General features: G+C 51.7%; 9 protein-coding genes. 8 read left to right on the top strand and 1 reads right to left on the bottom strand.

What is annotated here, in order from left to right:
* Positions 1 to 18 precede the first annotated feature (18 nt).
* The 4 genes from B5M13_RS14225 to B5M13_RS14210 all read left to right on the top strand — a co-directional run bounded on the left by B5M13_RS14225 (position 19) and on the right by B5M13_RS14210 (position 7946).
* Positions 19 to 1533: an alpha/beta hydrolase-fold protein gene (locus B5M13_RS14225; RefSeq protein ID WP_080056312.1), complete on the top strand. Its 1515-nt coding sequence runs from the start codon at positions 19 to 21 to the stop codon at positions 1531 to 1533.
* A complete protein-coding gene (locus B5M13_RS14220) occupies positions 1534 to 3540 on the top strand; it encodes an NPCBM/NEW2 domain-containing protein (protein WP_080056311.1) in 2007 nt (668 codons plus the stop codon).
* 14 nt (positions 3541 to 3554) lie between these two features.
* On the top strand, positions 3555 to 5804 hold the full coding sequence (locus B5M13_RS14215; RefSeq protein WP_080056310.1) for a DUF7133 domain-containing protein: 2250 nt from the start codon (positions 3555 to 3557) through the stop codon (positions 5802 to 5804).
* A gap of 141 nt (positions 5805 to 5945) precedes the next feature.
* Positions 5946 to 7946 (top strand): NPCBM/NEW2 domain-containing protein, encoded by a 2001-nt coding sequence (locus tag B5M13_RS14210; RefSeq protein WP_080056309.1) that lies wholly within the window; start codon positions 5946 to 5948, stop codon positions 7944 to 7946.
* A 101-nt stretch (positions 7947 to 8047) separates the two neighbouring features.
* Here B5M13_RS14210 and B5M13_RS14205 read toward each other — a convergent pair whose 3' ends face one another.
* The gene (locus B5M13_RS14205; protein WP_080056308.1) at positions 8048 to 9022 is read right to left on the bottom strand and encodes an IS110 family RNA-guided transposase; all 975 of its coding nucleotides are present in this window, start codon (positions 9020 to 9022) and stop codon (positions 8048 to 8050) included.
* Between the two features lie 256 nt (positions 9023 to 9278).
* On the opposite strand from B5M13_RS14205, the gene B5M13_RS14200 reads away from it, so the two are divergent.
* The 4 genes from B5M13_RS14200 to B5M13_RS14185 all read left to right on the top strand — a co-directional run bounded on the left by B5M13_RS14200 (position 9279) and on the right by B5M13_RS14185 (position 16374).
* Positions 9279 to 10820 (top strand): hypothetical protein, encoded by a 1542-nt coding sequence (locus tag B5M13_RS14200; RefSeq protein WP_080056307.1) that lies wholly within the window; start codon positions 9279 to 9281, stop codon positions 10818 to 10820.
* Between the two features lie 8 nt (positions 10821 to 10828).
* Positions 10829 to 11656: a ceramidase domain-containing protein gene (locus tag B5M13_RS14195; protein ID WP_080056306.1), complete on the top strand. Its 828-nt coding sequence runs from the start codon at positions 10829 to 10831 to the stop codon at positions 11654 to 11656.
* Positions 11657 to 11664: 8 nt separating this feature from the next.
* A complete protein-coding gene (locus B5M13_RS14190) occupies positions 11665 to 13962 on the top strand; it encodes a DUF7133 domain-containing protein (protein WP_080056305.1) in 2298 nt (765 codons plus the stop codon).
* A 135-nt stretch (positions 13963 to 14097) separates the two neighbouring features.
* Positions 14098 to 16374 carry an alpha-L-rhamnosidase-related protein gene (locus B5M13_RS14185; protein ID WP_080056304.1) on the top strand — a complete coding sequence of 759 codons (2277 nt, stop codon included), beginning with the start codon at positions 14098 to 14100 and terminating at the stop codon, positions 16372 to 16374.
* Positions 16375 to 16450 lie beyond the last annotated feature (76 nt).

The raw sequence follows: 16450 nt of genomic DNA, 5'->3' as shown, positions 1-16450 counted from the left end.
CTACTACCCACTATAACTATGACAAACAAACACATCGTCTTTGTCCTACTAGCCTGTTGGCTGGTCGCCAATGGGGTAAACGCGCAGGTTCCTGTGTCGTGGAAAGTCAGCGTTTCGGTGGCTCCAGCCCTCCGGCCGTCGTTTCTGAAAGGTGGCCGACTGCTGCTGCACGTAACGAAACAAAAGGAGCGCGAACCCCGTACTCGCTCCGAAATTACGGTGGGCATTACCCCAAAAAACTGGGACGGTAATACAGCCTTTCTGATGGATACACAAGCCAAAGAAGCGCTTTCGGTCGGGTTGGATAAGCTGGGGGACAACCCATCGGGCCTATACTATTTTCAGGTCGTTTACAAGCAGAACCCCGACGACGCGCAGGAAAACGTACCGGGCAACCTCTACAATACCATCGACTCGGTACAGGTTGAAGCTAACCTTAGTCTGAACCTCACGCTTAACACCCAGATCCCGCCCTGGACTATTGTCAGCAACAAGTTTGTCAAAACGGTCGAAATCAAAAGCCAGTTGCTCACGGCCTTCCGGGGTCGCCCAAGCGTTCTGAAAGCGGCTGTGTTGCTGCCTTCGGGTTACTTCGACAATCCCGGCAAAACGTACCCGATCTGCTACCGTATTCCGGGCCTGAATGGCCGGTATACGGCTGTGAATACGGTGCTGGGCAACAAAGAGTTTGCAGATTGGTGGTTTACGCCAACGGCTCCACAGGTCATTTACGTTTTTCTGAATTCGCAGGGGCCGTATGGTGACACGTATCAGGTTGATTCGGAGAATAATGGCCCTTGTGGTCGAGCATTGACCGAAGAACTAATTCCCGAAATTGAGCGGCAGGTTGGCTATAAGCCTGCGTCAAAAATGCGCTTTCTGACTGGCAATTCAACGGGTGGCTGGGTATCGCTGGGCTTACAGATTTTCTACCCCGACTTTTTTAATGGCACCTGGTCGTACAGTCCTGATCCGGTTGATTTTGAGCATTATGGCCTCATTAACATCTACGAAGACAAAACCATTTTCTACAATCGGTATGGCTACTTACAACCCGGTCGCCGGACGATTTATGGGGAACCAACGTTCTCGATGAAAGACTGGATAGCGGGCGAAAATCTGGCCAGTCGCACAGGCAACTACCTTATTTCGGGCGGACAGTTTGGGGCCTACAACGCCGTTTTCGGGCCAAAAGGCAAAGACGGCTTACCGTCGCTGATGTTCGATCCGGTTACGGGTGAAATCGACCACGCCATTGCCAAACAGTGGGAAAAATATGACCTCAAGAAGGTTCTAGAACGCAACTGGACAACCCTCGGCCCCAAACTACAAGGCAAAATTTATATCTGGATGGGCGATATGGACGGCCTGTACTCCAACGTAGCCACCCGGTTTTTGCAAAAATTCCTTGATAAAACCGAAAACCCGAAGTCGGACGCTACCGTCCGGTTTACGGCAATGGCCGGGCATGGGCAGGAATGGAGCGATAAAGCCGTATTAACGATGATTGCTGAACGAGTTTCTGGTAAATAGATGAAGCGTTTAACCCAACTTTTACTGGCAGGGTTCTGCTGCCTGACCACCGCCACCTACGCGCAGCAAACCCGCGCCATCTGGCTGGACGAGATCAACATCAAATCCTTCTCGGAGGGCATTCCGGCGGTGCTGGGCAAAACCAACGCGGCTGGCGATTCCATGCTCATCAACGGGCAGTATTTTACGCACGGCGTGGGCGTCAACGCCACCAGCATTCTGGCTTTTTACCTTGATGGCAAGGCAACCGAATTTTCGGCCCTGGTGGGCGTAGACGACAAAGGCAATAAAAATCTACCCCATACCTTCTACGTCATAGGCGACCGTAACATCCTGTTCAATAGCGGAGAAATGCGACTCGGCGATGCGCCCAAAGCCGTAAAAGTGAACCTGACGGGCATCAAGCGATTGGGCCTGCTCGTAAACGTGGAGGATGCTGGTCGAACCAAAGTCTATTCAAACTGGGCCAATGCGCAACTGGTGATGCTGGGCAACCACCTGCCCCAAAACATCCCTAATACCGACGAGCGGTACATCCTGACCCCACCTTCGCCAAAAACACCACGCATCAACTCACCCAGCGTATTCGGAGCAAGGCCGGGCAATCCATTTCTGTATACCATCGCTGCCACCGGCGACCGGCCCATGACATTTGCCGTTGATCGCTTGCCCAAGGGCCTATCGCTGGACGAAAAAACCGGACGCATTACGGGTAGTGTAGCCCAACGCGGCACCTATCAGGCCACGCTCACCGCTAAAAACGCCCTGGGGAAAACGACCAAAACCCTGAAAATCAAGATTGGGGATACCATTTCAATTACTCCGCCTATTGGCTGGAACGGCTGGAACTCCTGGGCCCGCAACATCGATCAGGAGAAAGTAATAGCCTCCGCCGATGCGCTGGTGAAGATGGGGCTGCGCGATCATGGCTGGACGTACATCAACATCGACGATGCCTGGCAGGGTAAGCGCGGTGGGCCGCTCAACGCCATTCAACCGAACGAGAAATTCCCCCGCTTCAAGGAAATGGTCGACTATATTCATTCGCTGGGGCTGAAAACGGGCATTTACTCAACGCCTATGATTACCAGTTATGCGGGTTACGTGGGTGGCTCTTCGGATTTCGAAGATGGTCACATTACCAATGAGATTATTGCCAACAAGCGGTCGTACCGCTACGTGGGGAAATACCAGTTTGAGGCCAACGACGCCCGGCAGTTTGCCGAATGGGGCATCGACTACCTCAAATACGACTGGCGCATTGAGGTGCCATCGACCGAACGCATGGCCGTTGCTCTGAAACAATCGGGGCGGGATATTCATTATAGCATCTCCAATTCGGCCCCGTTTGCCAACGTCCGGGACTGGGCGCGGCTCACCAACAGCTACCGCACTGGCCCCGACATTCGCGATAGCTGGAACAGCCTGTTTGTGTCGGCCTTTACCCTCGACAAGTGGGCACCTTTCGGCGGCCCCGGCCACTGGAACGACCCCGATATGATGATTGTCGGCAACGTAACCACCGGAACGCAACTACATCCCACTCGACTTACGCCCGACGAACAATACAGCCACGTGAGTTTGTTTAGTTTGCTGGCCGCTCCCCTACTGATCGGCTGCCCGATTGAACAACTCGATCCGTTTACGCTGAATCTGCTCACCAACGACGAGGTAATTGCCATCGACCAGGACCCGTTGGGAAAATCGGCCCGGCTGGTGCAGGAAACCGATGGCGTTCAGGTCTGGCTTAAACCGCTCGAAGACGGTTCGTATGCGGTAGGCTTATTTAACGTCGGTGACTTCGGCAAAACGCCCGAATCGTACTTCCGGTGGGGTGACGAACCAAAAAAAATATTCACGTTTGACTTCACTAAGGCTGGTCTTAATGGCCGTTTTAATCTAAGGGATGTGTGGCGTCAAAAAGACCTTGGTAACTTTACGGGAGCATTCAAAACGGATATTCGCCACCACGGCGTTGTGCTGTTGAAGATGAGTCCGGCAAAATAAAATCAATACCAAACATGGCTAAAAAAAGACCATTTAAATTAGTTATTACCGTATTAGTAGTGTTTTCTGCTGTTCTGGCAGGCTTTCAATTTGGTTCGTTTAACGAACCCCGCTTTTCGCTGGCCGACTATCAGATAGAAGACGGCTTTTCGTTAAAACTGATTGCGTCGGAACCGTTGCTGAACGCACCCGTAAGCATGGATTTCGACAATAAAGGGCGCATGTGGGTGGTCGAAATGATTGGCTACATGCCCAATCTAGAAGGCATCGGCGAAGAAGAACCCAATGGTCAGGTTGTTATTTTAGAAGATGTAAACAAAGATGGCGTGGCCGACCGCCGAAAGATATTCCTGGACAAACTGGTGCTGCCAAGAGGGTTGGCCCATGTATATGGTGGCCTGCTGTACGTCGATGGACCCAAGCTGTGGTTTGTCGAAATCGTCAACGATAAACCCGGCAAAAAAACGCTGGTCGACCCGGTTTATGCCGAAGGGGGCAATGTCGAACATTCGTCTAATGGCCTGATGATGAACATCGACAACTGGATTTACAATGCGAACTACAATTTCCGGTATCAGCGCAGAAACGGGAAATGGATTAAAGAACCAACCACCGACCGGGGCCAATGGGGAATCACGAAAGACAACTTTGGGCGGCTCTACTACAACAACAATTCCACTAACCTACAGGGCGATTTTGTGCTGCCGAACAAAGTAATCCGTAATAAATACTTTAAACCCTTCGCTGCCGAGCATCAGCGATTAGGCAACAACCGGGTGTATCCGATCCACCAGACGTCTGTTAATCGGGGGTATCAACCGGGTGTTCTGGACGAAAAGGGGCTACTTAAAGAAGTGACGGCGGCTTGTGGGCCAATGGTTTACCGGGGTGGTGCTTTCCCCGAAGCGTACAATCTAAACGCGTTCGTCTGTGTTCCCGAAGCCAACCTAATCAAGCGGAATATTCTGGAATTTAAACCACTGCAAACAACGGCCCGTCAGGCTGTTGAGGGCAAAGAGTTTATCGCGTCTACCGACGAAGGGTTCCGGCCCGTAAACCTGTTCACGGGCCCCGACGGTGCCATGTACATCATTGATATGCACCGGGGCATTATTCAGCACAAAGCGTATATTTCGCAGTACCTGACCGAGCAGCTCGCCAACAAAAAACTGGATACCTTACAACATGCCGGGCGCATTCTGAAAGTGACCAGTAACACCGCGAAGTCCACCCCAATACCCGACCTGAGTAAAGCAACCAATGCCCAACTAGTCACCTTGCTCAGCAGCCCAAATGGCTGGTTACGAGACCGTTCGCAGCAAATCCTAATTCAGAAAAAAGACCTTACAGTAGTCAATCAACTCGTTGCGCTGGCTAAACGTAACAATGAGTTCTTGAGTGGTATTCATGCCCTGTATGTTCTCGAAGGCATCAATGCCCTGACCTTTGAACGGCTAAGCAGCATCATTAATGAATCGAAACAACCCGAAACCATCGCCCATGCCGTAGGGCTTTTAGAGCGTTTTGCCACAAAAGAGCGCGTGGCCAGCATGAAGGCGATTTCGGCCAGCCTGATGGCGCAAAACAACGAAACGATTGATCTCTATTTAGCCGCTTCGTTGACGGGCTGGATAAATGTGTCAGACGCTACGTTCCTGCCCGTTCTGTCGGGTATCGAGAAAAAATATGCCACACAACGCGTGGTTCAGGAAGCTATTACCAGTGCGCTTGATGGTAAAGAAGAACAGTATCTGGCCTCCATGAGTCCTACTGACCTGCTGAAAACCAACCTGACTAATACCATCGGCAAGCGGCAGCGTAAAGAAATGAACTCGATCTATGTGGTCGAGAAAAATGAGGTAGACAACCGAACGCGAGGGCTGAAGCTTTTCAGGAGTATTTGTGCAACCTGCCACGGTGCCGATGGCAAGGGCATTCAGGATCTGGCTCCGCCCCTCAAAGGCTCCGAATACATCGACGGTTCTATGAAACGGCTGGCGGCTATTATTCTGCATGGTGTCAGTGGCCCGATTACCGTCAATGGAACTGTCTACAAACTCAACAACGAAATGCCCGCGCTGCTCAACAACAAAGACATCAGCGACCAGGACATTGCCGATATAATTCGCTTCACGCAGAACGCCTTTGCCAAACAGGGAAAAGGCATTACGAACAACGACGTCAAAAAAATGAGAGACAAAAAACCAGCCGGAAGCGGGGTTTTTACCGAGAAACAACTACTGGAGACCGATTTTGAGAATTGATTGACCCCACCCCAGCCCTCCCCTTAAACAAGGGGAGGGAGCTATGGCTATCAAGTAATTCCCTCCCCTGAGTTCAGGGGAGGGTTAGGGTGGGGTAGAATGCCAGAAGACTTAAAAATACCTTTAACCCTTACTCCATTTATGCCTAAACTCTTTACCCTCCTACTCCTTTTCGCATCCATCGGCGCCGTTGCCCAAACCACCAGAACCGTTTGGCTGGACGACCTGCCCATTCAGACGTTTTCGGAGGGCCTACGCCCGGTGAAGGCCAAATACAATTACCAGGACGACACGCTACGAACGAAAGGCGTCAGGTATTCGCGGGGGTTAGGGGCGCAGTCGCCTTGTGTGCTGGCGTTTGCACTCAATAAACAGGCTAAACGGTTCTCAGCCCTGGTTGGCCCCGACGATCAGGGCAACAAGGATATTGCGCTGACATTTTATGTACTAGGCGACAGTAAAGTGCTTTTTGAAAGCCGGGAAATGAGCATAGGCAATGCCCCCGTTCCCGTCGATGTTGATCTGACCGGCATTCGTCAATTGGGGCTTTTGGTGACCGATAAAGTTGGTGGTGTCGGCAACAAGCGAACCTACTGCAACTGGATCGATGCACGGGTAGAAATGATTGGCAACGCCCAGATTGAGCATGTTCAGTATGTAGGCGAAAAATACATGCTGACACCTCCTTCGGCCAAAACGCCTAAAATCAACTCGGCAAAAGTAGTTGGTGTTACGCCCAACAATCCGTTCTTGTATTACATCGCAGCCACCGGAAATCGGCCCATGACCTTCTCCGCCGAACCTCTCCCGGCGGGACTCTCGCTGGACACCAAAACAGGCATCATTTCGGGCAAAGTCGCTCAACGCGGTACGTATGCAGTTACGCTCAAGGCTAAGAATGCGCTCGGAACAGCCACCAAATCCCTAACCATCAAGATTGGCGACACCATTGCGCTAACGCCCCCTATTGGCTGGAACGGCTGGAACTCCTGGGAAGCCCACATTGACCGCGAGAAAGTAATTGCCTCTGCCGATGCAATGGTAAAAATGGGCCTGCGCGACCACGGCTGGAGCTACATCAACATCGACGATGCCTGGCAGGGCAAACGGGGTGGCCCACTCAACGCCCTCCAACCCAACGCCAAGTTCCCCCGTTTCAAGGAAATGGTGGATTACATTCACTCCCTGGGCCTAAAAGCTGGTCTTTATTCTACCCCCTACATTTCGAGTTATGGCGGTTATGCAGGAGCTTCGTCAGATTCGGCACACGGGGGCGAAACCCACGAAACGATCATGGTGAACCGGCGGGCCTTCAATCACATCGGCAAGTATCGGTTCGAGGTCGAAGACGCCAAACAGATGGCCGAGTGGGGCTTCGATTTCCTGAAATACGACTGGCGCATCGACGTAAACTCGACCGAGCGGATGTCGACCGCGCTCAAGCAGTCGGGCCGGGATATTGTTTTCAGCTTGTCGAACAACGCGCCGTTTGAGAAAGTGACGGATTGGGCACGGCTGTCCAATATGTACCGGACTGGCCCCGACATCAAAGACAGTTGGACGAGCCTATACCTGACTACGTTTTCGCTCGATAAATGGTCACCATACACGGCACCGGGCCATTGGGCCGACCCCGACATGATGATTCTGGGCAAAGTGTCTATCGGCCCGGTCATGCACGACACTCGTTTGCTGCCCGATGAGCAGTACAGCCACGTTAGTATTTTCAGCCTGTTGGCGGCTCCCATGCTCATCGGCTGCCCCATTGAACAATTGGACGCGTTTACGCTGAATCTGCTGACCAACGACGAGGTGATCGAAATCAATCAGGACCCATTAGGCAAACCCGCCCGATTGGTAAAGGAAGAAAATGGTGTACAAATCTGGGCCAAACCACTGGAAGATGGGTCCGTGGCCGTTGGGCTGTTCAACACGGCTGAATACGGCAAGATGCCACAATCCTATTTTTTTTGGGGTACTGAAAAAGCCCGGCCGTACACCTTTGATTTTGCCAGCATCGGCCTGAAAGGTAAGTACAAGCTCCGCGACGTATGGCGGCAAAAGGACCTGGGTACGTTCGACGGCTCGTTCAAAACCGAAATCCGGCATCACGGCGTTGTGATGTTGCGGCTGTATAAGTGATGTTTTTCTGGTTTTTTTTCTGTCATTCCGACGAAGGAGGAATCTCACGGGCTTCTACCTGAGTAAGGCTTGAGATTCCTCCTTCGTCGGAATGAACTGTGTTAAGAAGCAATAGGTGAGGCTAATTTTTGATCAAAATTTAGTCCACTACGAGCCACGGCAAAACACTGACGAACTAATTTATGAGCCACCGCAATCAAGGCCACCAACTTCGGTTTGCCAGCCCCAACCAGCCGATCATACAACGACCGACAAGCCGGGTTAGCTTTTTTAGCCTGCATACTGGCCATGTACAACAACTGACGAATGCGGTTGTTGCCCAACTTGCAAATGTGTCCCTTGCCGTTCACCGAACTGCCCGACTCAAACACCCGGGGGGCTAGCCCCACAAAGCTCACTAACTGCTTAGCTGACTCAAAGCGGCTGAAGCCCCGGGTGAGCACCAATAAGCAAAGGGCCGTCTTGCGACCAATACCGGGGATGCTTTGCAAATGGGCATACAGCTTCGTATACTCCGTGTTGGCTAGCTGATCGAGTTGCTGCTCCAGGGTTTGAATTTGCTCATCCAGGTGCTCCAGACTCTTCTGTAAGGATTGCTCCAGGATGGGATTGGGTACGCCCGAGTGGGTAAAGGCCTCCTGCTGATTGCGCAAGGCGGTGCGTTGGTTGATATATTGCTCCAGTAAGGTCTGTAATTGAGTCAGTTGACTCATCAGTGTAGTGGGTGCCTGCCAGCATGGAGGGGTTTGATTAGCCCCAAACTGACTCAACAGGCGGGCATCAGCCTTGTCGGTTTTGGTTCGGCGCAGCAGCATCTGGGCAAACCGCCGGACCACCAGTGGATTAAGCACGCTCAGGGGTATGCGTTGGTGGGTAAGCCACAAGGCCAGCGGTAAATAATAGGGCCCCGAGGCTTCCAGCACACACTGGCTATGAGCAGGCAGCAGGTCGAGTAGTTGGCTAAATCCGGCCGGGTTGTTAGGCAGGCTATAATCCAGGAAGTGACCATTGGTTAGTGGTAGGGCCACTGTGAAGCTGGCTTTGGCGATATCGATGCCGATGTAGATTGGGGCCATAGGGGTAAGGGGTTAAAGGCGATTGACCAGTTGGCTTATCGATTCTAGATTCGGGCTTGTTGGCCCCACGAACTGTTCAAGCTGGCGGTCAAAACACTCCGTGGGCGACTCGCATTCCGAGCGGTCTAGTAGACCCTTGACAGAAGATAGTCTACCGACGGAGGCACTCAAAAAAGAACAAGTACAAACATAGAATGACAAAAAACTCCTTGAATTGCGGAGACACAGCCCATATAAACCTAACCCCATTCAATACATGAAAACCCTCGCCTTAGTCTTTATTATCTGCCTTACCATCGGCTCTGCACGGGCCCAGCAGCCGGAAGCAGTGTATGCCAAAAAATACACCTACGAAACCCTGTCACCCTACCAGAAACAGTTGTTTAACGACTTTCTGGCGGACGAGATTCCGGCGGGCAAAAAAGTGGCTGACGTCCTGACCAACCGAACCAGCCTCCGCAACAAAACCCGGCTGGCCGAAGCCCTGTTGTTTCGGAATAAACCCGGCGATAAGGAGAATGCGACCGAAATTCTGAAATGGATTCTGCAAAATCAGTACCGCGACGAAAACACGAAGATTTACGGCATCTGGAAAACGTCTATCGACGGCGACAACCTCGACCAGAACTGGCGGGAATTTATCGGCTGCGACTTGATTATCATCCGTAAAAAGTACAGCCATTTATTGCCCGACGACATTCGGAAAGAAATTGAAGTTGGCCTTACACACGCGGCAAAAGGTGCCCTGAAACGCAACGTCGCGCCCGACTACACCAACATTTCCATCATGAGTTCGTTTCTGATGGAATACGTCGGCACCGAATTCAAAATCGATGAACTGCGGAAAGCCGGGATCAAAAAAGCACATGACATTTTCGATCTGTACCAGCGGCATCATACCTTCAGTGAATACAACTCACCGACCTATTACGGCGTTACACTGGTAGCGATTGCGTTATGGCGCGAACTGGCTTTTTCGCCCGAAATGCGGCAGATGGGGCAGACACTCGAACGTGAATTCTGGCACGAGGTCACAACCGTGTATAACGCAAACCTGAAAAATATGGTGGGCCCCTATTTCAGAGGCTACGGCATGGACATGCGGAAGTACCTGTCCATCATAGGCATCTGGATTGCCATTGCGGTCGATAACGAAAAACAGGCCCCTATTCCACCCGGCAAAGGCGCTAAAAATGGTGAGATAAGCAACCTGGCACCCATTTTCAACCTGGGTCTGTCGATTCCGAAAGCTGATTTGGCCGCCTTGAAAGGCTTCACCGAACCGCGATTCATTACCCGAACCGTACCTAATTCCTACAAAGGCGATAGCATCAAACCCGTAACGGCCGTGCTTAACCGCGACTGGATGATGGGCGGTGTCTGGGGTAATCGGCGTGTGTGGAATCAGATCAAAACCGGAGCCATCCACTGGAAAACTGCCGACGGCGACATTGGCTGGCTGCTCGTTCCCGGCAGCGGCCAAACGAATGTAAAAGTCAGCAAAACAACGATGAGTGTGTACCTCGCCGACCCTACCGCTACAACCCTGGAATTGTACGTGTACGCGCCCAACGCAACGTCAACTGCTTTTTCAGACGCATCGTGGGCGCTTCCATCCATGAAGTTGCAGATTCAAACGTCATTGAAACGCACAGGGACAGAGTCGGTCGATACCCGGCAGTTACAAAAAGACATGGCCATTGCGGAAGCCTATCAGGGTGTTTTTAAGCTTGTCTACGAAATTCCGGCAGGTTGGGACCAGACGAAGCCCCTGCTGGAACTATCCCCATCAAACTAATCACAACTATGCACCGCCCCCTATTAATCCAGATGCTTCTCCGCTCAGCGACAGCCACGCTATGGATGTTTGCCGGCTGGATTGGCTTGAATTCATCACTTCATGGGGATGTTTGGGCCGGTATGCAGGTGAGCAAGTCGGCCCTGACGGTTGAGTATTGCGAGTTTAACCATACGGACCGATTTTTTCATCAGCCGATGAATACGTATTCCAATCTGGCCTATTTCTTCCTGGGTATACTGGTGCTGCAAATTGCCGTCAGCGACTATAAAACAGCGGGGAAACAACCCAAAAACCGGATGCAGGCTTTCCCGCTTTTATCGGCACTGACGGGCCTCTGTTTTATTTATCTGAGCGTCGGAAGTGCCTTTTTTCATGCCTCGCTTACCTACATTGGCCAGCGCGTCGATATGAACGGCACCTACGGCCTGACGCTTACGCTGGTAAGCATTGGCCTCTACCATGTGCTGCACAAAATCAACTTCAGCGAATCGGCCAAACAAATCTGGCTGGTTGCGTTAGTGGTACTCATTGTTCTGTTCTTTAAAATTTCGTTGCTGATCCCTAGCGGCATTTTGCTACCGACCCTGATTCTCAGCCTACTGCTGTTAACCGGGATTCATTATTTCCAATTCCGGAAAGAACGCTTCGGCTGGGTCGCCATTGCCAGTTTTATCCTGATTGTGGTGGCCATAAAGATTCGTACGCTGGATGTACAAAAGTTTGGCTGTAACCCCCATTCGCTGGTACAGGGCCACGCAATCTGGCATTTATTGACGGGGCTGAGTAGCTTTTGTAGTTATGCGTTCTTTCGTTTTACGAGATCTGATTCCTGAATCCCGACATGAAAACCAACTCATTACTCCTCGCCACGCTGGGCTTATCCGCACTGATTTATGCGTGTAAAGTGCAGATGAATGCTAAAGCACCGACCGGTGCCAACACAATGGTAAGCTCAGAGGTCTTTAGTAAAACCGAAAGTGACACCACACAGCCGTTGGCCCCCTTTTCGATTGTCCCGCTTACGCCAGAGCAGAGTCAGCGTGCGTTTGTGTTGCCCCCTGGCTACCACATGGAACTGGTGGCCAGCGAGCCGATGATTACCGAACCCGTAGCCATTGCCTGGGATGGTGACGCCCGCATGTATGTGGCCCAGATGGAAACCTACACCCAGGACGCCGACGGCACCGGAACGAAGGATAAGAAAAGCCGGGTAATGCTGCTGGAAGACACCAACAACGACGGCAAAATGGACAAGAGTACAGTGTTCATTAAAGACATGCTATTGCCGCGTATGCTCCTGTGTGTCAATCATGAACTATTGGTCAACGAAACGGATACGTACGACATTTTCAGCTACAAAGACACCAACGGCGACGGCGTAGCTGACCAGAAACGGCCCGTTTATGTCGTTGGTAAGGTAGCACCCGGTAACCTGGAACACCAGCGCAGTGGCCTGGTCTGGAACCTCGACAATTATATTTACCAAACTGTTGACCCGATTCGCTTCCGGTACGTCGGCGGGGTATTGAAACCCGATTCGCTGCATAGTGGCTCCAATGGGCAGTGGGGCTTAACCTACGACAATTATGGCCGGTTATTTTTTAGTCGGGGTGGTGGCGAAAACGCAGGGTCTGGCTTTCAGATCAACCCAAAATATGGAGCCCTGGAGTTTGCCGATGCCTACGACGAAGCCACCTTTAGCCCGGTATGGTCGCGGATTTCCAACCCCGAAGTACAGGGCGGACCTCCGCGCTTACGCCCCGACAGTACCCTAAACCATTTCACCTCAGGCAATGGTCAGTCGATATTCAGAGGTGACCGCCTGCCTGCCGATTTAGTGGGCGATTACCTGATTAACGAACCCGTGGCCCGTATTATCCGACGGGCGAAGGTGGTTAATCGGGCAGGCAAAACCCAGTTGGAAAACGTCTATCACAACAAAGAATTTATTGCCAGTACCGACTTCTTCTTCCGCCCTGTCAATACTTACACTGGCCCCGACGGACTGCTGTACATCATCGATATGAACCGGGGTATTATTCAGGAATCGAACTGGACTCAAAAAGGCACGTTTCTACGCAGCAAGATCGACTACTACGATCTGGCCAAAATAAATCAGCGTGGACGCATCTGGCGGCTGGTTCACGACGACTTCAAGCCCGGCCCCAAACCTAAGATGCTCGACGTTCCGGCGGCTAGTCTGATCAAGTACCTGAATCATCCGAATGGCTGGTGGCGTGATAACGCCCAGAAGCAGCTAATTCTCCTCGGCGACAAATCAGTCGTTTCTGACCTGCGGGCAATGGCTACGGGCCACAAGAACGCATCGGCACTCGGCCGCCTTCATGCCCTCTGGACGCTCGAAGGCCTGGACGCCATCGACAAAGAACTTATCAATGCAACTCTGACCGATACGGAAGCACAGGTCCGCAGAGCCGCCATTTGGGTTAGCGAACGGTATCTTAAACAAAACGACACCGACATGATTGCCCGCGTCGGGAAGCTGATAGACGACCCCAATTATGACGTTCGTACACAGTTGCTGCTGTCGCTGGGATCGAATAAAAATCCTCAGGCACAGCAGATTGCCCAGGAAATTCTGACCCGAAACCCTGATAACGAGATGTTGAACCGGGTCAAAAAGAGTATCGACCGTAACGAGGATTCCAAGATATATGGCATGAAACTGGGGAGTTTCCCGGCACCAGACCGCAAGCTGATTCTGGCCGGTAGCGAGATTTACAAAGGCATGTGCTCGCCCTGTCATGGTGGAGATGGAAACGGGCTACCGACCAATGCGGCCCCAGCCCTGCGCGGTGCCAAACACGTGAACCATGACCGGGACTTTGTGATTCGCATTCTGCTGCATGGTCTGAAAGGACCGATTGACGGGAAAGCCTTCCCCAGCGAGATGGCTTCGATGAAGGACAATTCCGACGAGTGGATTGCCTCTGTACTGAGCTACATCCGTTATGAGTTTGTAGGCACCTCGTCGCGGGCTGTTAAAGGGCGGCAATCGGCGGTTGTACAACCCGACGACGTAAAGAAAGTCAGAGAAATGTATGCTTCCGGTCGAGGAGCCTGGACGATTGACGAACTGGAAAAACTGATTATTCCCCCACCGACAGCCGCGAAATAAGCGCGGATTGCTGTATTGATACTACCTTTTTTGTCATCCCGACGATAGGAGGGATCTTAAGCCTTTCAGAGTTAGAAACTAATGAGATCCCTCCTATCGTCGGGATGACAAAATACACTAAATAGCTTATAATACATGCATAGAGCTTTATTCTATTTTTTCATCACAGGCATTGTAAACTTCGCCTACGGCCAATCTCTGCCTGCCCCGGCACGGCTCCGGTGCGACCTGCTGGCCAATACCCAGGCTGTCAGCCAGCGCGGTTTGCCGGTGTCGATACCGTTGGCCGAGGCCAGTAAGCAGCCGGGCCAGTACCAGTTTGCCAGCATTACCAGCAAGCACCCATCGTTTAGCTGGGAACTGGAAAAAAAGTTTCCACAGCAATCGGCGTATCGTCTGTTGGTGGCCTCTTCTCCGGCCTTACTAGCCCCCGGCAAAGCAGATTACTGGGACTCAAATCGCCAGAACGCGAAACAAACCAAAGCAACCTATGCCGGTAAACCCCTTGTAGCCGGTACTGTCTATTACTGGACGGTTCAGGTATGCAACGAGAAAGGACAACCAACGGCTTTGGCCCAAACCGCTTCATTTCATTATGGCGAACCAGACCCTGCCGAGCGTTTTGCCTATTACCCACTGGTAGCCGAGCCGCAAAAACCGCATCTGATTCATAAAAAGAGTCCGGGAACTTACTTTCTGGATTTTGGTAAAGACGCCCTTTGCCAGTTAACGCTTCGGCTCGAAAGCCCCGCCAACGATACGGTTTGGGTAGAAGTGGGCGAAGCTGTAGCCAGCCCTTACACCATTAACCCTAAAGCCGGGCAGCGTATTCGTTATCTTAAAACGGCTTTGCCGGTAAAACAGGGCACCCATGCCTACAAGATTAACTGGCCAGTCGATGCCAAACGCAACAGCCGCAACCCGGTGCTGATGCCCGACTACATTGGTGAGGTCTATCCATTTCGTTACGTAACGGTCTCCAACGTAAAAGGGCCCTTCGATCAGTCGTCGGTGGAGCGAACGATGGTGCATTACCCATTTGACGAAACAGCCGCCAGCTTTACTTCCAGCGATACGATACTGAATCAGATTTGGGACCTCTGCAAGTACTCCATGAAGGCTACGAGCTTTACGGGTTACTACGTCGACGGTGACCGGGAACGGATACCCTACGAAGCCGATGCGTTGATTAATCAATTGTCGCACTACGCCGTCGATGCCGAGTACAGCATGGCCCGGCGCAGCATGACCTACCTGCTGTATCACCCCACCTGGCCCACCGAATGGAGCCTCCAGAATGTGCTGATTGCGTGGAATGATTACCTGTATACGGGCGACGACCGATTGCTGCAAACGTATTACCCTGAGCTTCAGAAGAAAATTCTGATGCCACTGGCCGGGCCAAACGGCCTCATCAGCACTCGGACTAACAAGCAAACCGACGACTTTCTGACCTCGATCCATATTACAAAGCTATTCGATGGTCGGCGCGGGCTGCACGACATTGTCGACTGGCCGCAGAACGGCGAGTACATTAGCCCTGAAAAAGAACACAAAGGCGAAACCGATGGCTTTGTATTTACTACCTACAACTCGGTTATCAACGCCTATTACTACCGAAATCTGGTGCTTATGCAACGAATCGCCGAAGCCTTGCACAAGCCCGACGATGCCGCTTTCTATAAAACAAAGGCGCAGGATGTCTTTTCGGCGTTCAGAACGGTATTTAGAGATGAGAAAACGGGCCTGATTAAAGACGGTGACGAAACCAGCCATAGCTCGCTTCATGCCAATATGTTTGCGCTGGCCTTTGGGCTGGTTCCGGCGGAAGATGTAAAAACCGTTCGGGAATTTATCAAAAGTCGCCGGATGGCGTGTAGTGTCTATGGTTCTCAGTTTCTGATGGATGCCCTGTACGATTCTGGTATGGGCGATTATGCGTTCGATCTGCTAACGGCCACCACGCAACGAAGCTGGTATAACATGATTCGGGTTGGCTCAACGATCTCGATGGAAGCCTGGGACATTGCCTTTAAACCCAACCTCGATCTCAGCCATGCCTGGGGAGCGGCTCCGGCCAACCTGATTGTCCGAAAACTAATGGGTGTTGAGCCACTAACACCAGGCTTCGACACGTTTCAGATCAAGCCCCAGTTAGGCCGCCTGACACAGGCCAATGCCACTATCCCCACCATAAAGGGAGCCGTGACGGTGGCCATACAGAAAACAACGCATACTGAAACCCTGTCGGTAAGCGTGCCGGGAGGCAGTAAGGCTACGATTTATATGCCACAGTCGGCTGGAAAAACACGCCTGTTTTTAGATGGCAAACCGATTAGAAATCAACCCGATAATGGTTTTTTCGTAGTAAAGGATGTAGCCCCAGGGCAACATGTAATTGAGTTAAAATAAGAAGCTGTTTAAATTTTTAGGAAGAATCAAAAATGAACTTTTTTGTCATGCTGAAGAACGAAGCATCTTCGGAAGA

Origin of the sequence: Spirosoma aerolatum, assembly GCF_002056795.1 — a bacterium.
GTDB lineage: Bacteria > Bacteroidota > Bacteroidia > Cytophagales > Spirosomataceae > Spirosoma > Spirosoma aerolatum.
This window is presented reverse-complemented; position numbering and strand designations above follow the sequence as displayed.

Bases quoted from the DNA above. Each gene is read 5' to 3' on its own strand.
- B5M13_RS14210 (WP_080056309.1), top strand. From the start codon at position 5,946: ATGCCTAAACTCTTTACCCTCCTACTCCTTTTCGCATCCATCGGCGCC.
- B5M13_RS14220 (WP_080056311.1), top strand. From the start codon at position 1,534: ATGAAGCGTTTAACCCAACTTTTACTGGCAGGGTTCTGCTGCCTGACC.
- B5M13_RS14185 (WP_080056304.1), top strand. From the start codon at position 14,098: ATGCATAGAGCTTTATTCTATTTTTTCATCACAGGCATTGTAAACTTC.
- B5M13_RS14225 (WP_080056312.1), top strand. From the start codon at position 19: ATGACAAACAAACACATCGTCTTTGTCCTACTAGCCTGTTGGCTGGTC.
- B5M13_RS14200 (WP_080056307.1), top strand. From the start codon at position 9,279: ATGAAAACCCTCGCCTTAGTCTTTATTATCTGCCTTACCATCGGCTCT.
- B5M13_RS14195 (WP_080056306.1), top strand. From the start codon at position 10,829: ATGCACCGCCCCCTATTAATCCAGATGCTTCTCCGCTCAGCGACAGCC.
- B5M13_RS14205 (WP_080056308.1), bottom strand. From the start codon at position 9,022: ATGGCCCCAATCTACATCGGCATCGATATCGCCAAAGCCAGCTTCACA.
- B5M13_RS14190 (WP_080056305.1), top strand. From the start codon at position 11,665: ATGAAAACCAACTCATTACTCCTCGCCACGCTGGGCTTATCCGCACTG.
- B5M13_RS14215 (WP_080056310.1), top strand. From the start codon at position 3,555: ATGGCTAAAAAAAGACCATTTAAATTAGTTATTACCGTATTAGTAGTG.